Genomic DNA, 2551 nt, shown 5'->3' on the forward strand with positions numbered 1-2551 from the left:
GTCCGTTGTTTTACCGAAAGAGGCGGTGCGGTGCGCGCCCCTTCGTATCCGATTCGGCGGCGCTCAGGCCGCGTTGCCGTCGAGCGCCTTCTTGAGCAGCGCGTCGAGTTCCGCGAATTGCGGCGCGCCGACGTAGCGCTTCAGGATCTTGCCGTCCTTGTCGACGACGAAGGTCGTCGGCGTGAGTTGCACGTTGCCGAACTGCTTCGCGACGCTGCCGTCGTCGAGCGCGACCTTGAACGGCAACTGGCGCGTCTGCGCATAGTTCGCGACGTACATCGGCGGATCGTAGTTCATCGCGACCGCGACGAATTCCAGCCCCTGGCCCTTGAAGCGATTGTAGGTGTCGACCATCTGCGGCATTTCCTGCATGCAGGTCGCGCAACTGGTCGCCCAGAAATTCACCAGATAGACCTTGCCTTTCAGGTCGCCGGCGGTCGAGACCTTCTGGCCCGACAGCAGCGTGAAGGTCGCGTCCGGCACGCTGGACTTGCCGTTGAACGCGAAGAAGCCGGCGACGGCGATCGCCGCGACGACGGCGGCCGCGACGATATAGCGGACGGGGCCGGTACTGCGGCGGGCGGGAGGCGTGGTGTTCATCTGGTGCTCTCGGAGTCGATGACGCGGATCGATGCAAAGGACGTCGAAATTCGGCGCTCATTTTAGCGCGAATGCGGCGTGTGCACCGGCGGCGGCCTCGCATCCCGGTTTTCAGGTTCGGCGGATAATGGCCGCTTTGCCTGCCGCGATCCACGCCATGCCGAAGGAAGTCATCGATTCGTTGCGCCCCCTTTTTCGCCCGCTGCGACACTTCGCCGCGCTGGCCTGCGTGAGCGCTGCGCTGGCCGCGTGCTCGCCGTCGTACGACTGGCGCACGCTGCACAACGATGCCGGCTACACGATCGACCTGCCGGCGAAGCCGACCGTCGAGGAGCAGCCGGTGGCGCTCGGCGGCACGTCGATGCCGATGCGGATGCAGGCCGCGCACGTCGACGGCGCGGTGTTCGCGGTCGGCACGCTGACGCTGCCGGACGACCGCGACGACACGCGCCGCACGGCACTCGACTTCCTGCGCGCGGGGCTGTCGCGCAACCTCGACGGCGCGCCGCAGACGGCCGCGGTGCCCGTGCCGCTCGCCGCCGGCGGCGCGGTGAACGGGCTCGAACTGCGTATCGCGGGGGCCGCCGCCGGCGGCGATCGCGCGCGCAAGACGATCGTCGCGCGGCTTGCCGCGCGCGGCCGGCACGCGTACCAGGCCGTCGTGATCGCCGACGGGCCGCTCGCGCAGGAGCAGCTGGACCAGTTTTTCGGCTCGTTCAAACTCGATTGACGACGGCCGGCGAGGGCGCTCCGACAGGCAACGGCAACTGAAAGTTCATTCGCAGCTTTCGACGCTAATCACCGGATTTTGCGAGGGTTTTTCGGCTATCCACAGCGCATGTGGATAACTTTGTTGAAAAGTCGCACGGATTTCCCGCAAAGCCGCGCCGGACGGCCCTCCGGCTCGTTTGGTCGCCCATTCGCCCTTTGAGAAAAATCAATCAAAACAACGGGATACGCATTCCGTCCGGCAAAGGCCGCGGCGAGCCGCGATCCGGGGCCGGATTAGGGGAATTGTGCATAAGTCAAGTCTTGACAGCCTGATTTTGTCCTCCCAGCGCGCTTACAGCGCCGTCAGCGCACGCCGGTAGCGGATCGCCTCGGCGATCTGCGCGGCCGTCGGCAACGGGTCGCCGGCCAGGTCGGCGATCGTCCGCGCGACTTTCAGCACGCGGAAATACGCGCGCGCCGACCACCCGAAGCGCTCGCCGGCCTCGCGCAGCAATCGCTCACCTTCGTCGGTGGGCCGGCACAGGTCGTCGGTTTCGCGGCCGCTCAGCATGTGATTCGTCTTGCCCTGCCGAGCGAGCTGCAGCGCACGCGCTTGCGCAACCCGGGCGGCCACCGACGCGCTCGGTTCGCCGGGCGCCGTCGCGCGGGTCGCGAGTTCCGCCGGCGACAGCGCGGGCAGATCGATCTGGATGTCGATGCGATCGAGCAGCGGCCCCGACAGCTTGCGCAGATAGCGGGCGGCCACGTCCGGCGAGCAGCGGCAGCGCCCGGACGGATCGCCATGCCAGCCGCACGGGCACGGATTCATCGCGGCGATCAGCTGGCATGCGGCGGGGAAGTCGGCCTGCTGGGCCGCGCGCGAGATCGTGATGCGGCCGGCTTCCAGCGGCTCGCGCAGCATTTCCAGCACGTGCCGGTCGAATTCCGGCAGTTCGTCGAGAAACAGCACGCCAAGGTGCGCAAGCGTGATTTCGCCCGGCTGCGGCGGATTGCGGCCGCCCACCAGCGCGGCGGCGCTCGACGAGTGGTGCGGCGCGCGGAACGGCCGGCGGCGCCACTGCGCGGGCGAGAAGCCGAGCCGGCTCGCGGACAGCAGCGCGGCCGAGGTCAGCGCCTCGTCGTCGGTCAGCGGCGGCAGCAGCCCGGCGAGGCGCGCGGCCAGCATGGACTTGCCGGCGCCGGGCGGGCCGACCATCAGCATGTGATGGCCGCCCGCAGC

General features: G+C 68.6%; 3 protein-coding genes. 1 reads left to right on the forward strand and 2 read right to left on the reverse strand.

Features of this window, described 5'->3' with window-relative positions; genetic code table 11:
• Positions 1 to 63: 63 nt before the first annotated feature.
• Positions 64 to 600: a peroxiredoxin gene (locus tag JMF90_RS33025; protein WP_006490813.1), complete on the reverse strand. Its 537-nt coding sequence runs from the start codon at positions 598 to 600 to the stop codon at positions 64 to 66.
• A 157-nt stretch (positions 601 to 757) separates the two neighbouring features.
• Between JMF90_RS33025 and JMF90_RS33030 the strand changes: the two genes are divergently transcribed.
• Positions 758 to 1330: a hypothetical protein gene (locus JMF90_RS33030; protein WP_054928080.1), complete on the forward strand. Its 573-nt coding sequence runs from the start codon at positions 758 to 760 to the stop codon at positions 1328 to 1330.
• Between the two features lie 333 nt (positions 1331 to 1663).
• On the opposite strand, the gene JMF90_RS33035 is transcribed toward JMF90_RS33030, so the two are convergent.
• A partial coding sequence (locus JMF90_RS33035) for a YifB family Mg chelatase-like AAA ATPase (RefSeq protein ID WP_236598085.1) occupies positions 1664 to 2551 on the reverse strand: 888 nt, incomplete at its 5' end.

This window comes from Burkholderia sp. E168m23, assembly GCF_016586125.1.
GTDB classification, from domain to species: domain Bacteria; phylum Pseudomonadota; class Gammaproteobacteria; order Burkholderiales; family Burkholderiaceae; genus Burkholderia; species Burkholderia orbicola.

Excerpts from the sequence above, each read along its gene's own strand:
- JMF90_RS33025 (WP_006490813.1), bottom strand. The coding sequence starts at position 600 with ATGAACACCACGCCTCCCGCCCGCCGCAGTACCGGCCCCGTCCGCTAT.
- JMF90_RS33030 (WP_054928080.1), top strand. The coding sequence starts at position 758 with ATGCCGAAGGAAGTCATCGATTCGTTGCGCCCCCTTTTTCGCCCGCTG.